Source organism: Pseudomonas sp. K5002 (assembly GCF_013386655.1).
Taxonomy (GTDB): Bacteria; Pseudomonadota; Gammaproteobacteria; order Pseudomonadales; family Pseudomonadaceae; genus Aquipseudomonas.
This window is the reverse complement of sequence record NZ_JACARK010001664.1, coordinates 1-502: the sequence shown is the minus strand read 5'-3', so window position 1 is coordinate 502 and position 502 is coordinate 1. Positions and strand designations below refer to the sequence as shown.

1 pseudogene is annotated in these 502 nt (G+C 66.7%); it reads right to left on the bottom strand.

From position 1 onward, the window contains the following. Nucleotides 1-502: pseudogene (locus HX846_RS38580) on the bottom strand (inorganic triphosphatase); the annotation flags it as partial.

Sequence of the window (502 nt, the reverse complement as noted above, 5' to 3'; positions counted from 1 at the left end):
CCTGGCGATTGCCACGCACGTTGCGATCCGCGGCCCAGGTGCGGGCCAGCAGCCAGCGGGAAGTGGTCAGGGAGAACAAGCCCCAGCGCACGTCTTCCAGTTCTTCGGCGAACTGCTCCGGCGCGGCCTTGCGGATGTCTTCATCGTCGTCACCGGCCTGGACCAGCGGACGCCAGTCTTCCAGCAAGGCGTCCAGTGCGGCGCGCAATTCGCTGGTGGACTGACGCGGTGCGGCCTGGCCGAGGCTGCCGAGCAGGGCCCGCAGTTCGCCGAGGTTTTCCACCCAGTCCTGCAGCAGACGCCAGTGGCCGTTGAAACGGTATTGCTCGGCCAGGCGCTGGCTGCTGCCCAACAGATGCCACATGACGGCAGCAAATGCGTCGTCCAGCGGCATTTCGGCGTGCAGCAGCGGTGCCGGCAGGCTCAGGGAGTAGCTGTTGGCGTCGAACAGGCGATAGCCACGCTCGGCCTTGCTGATATCGCACGGCATCAGCGCCAGGGT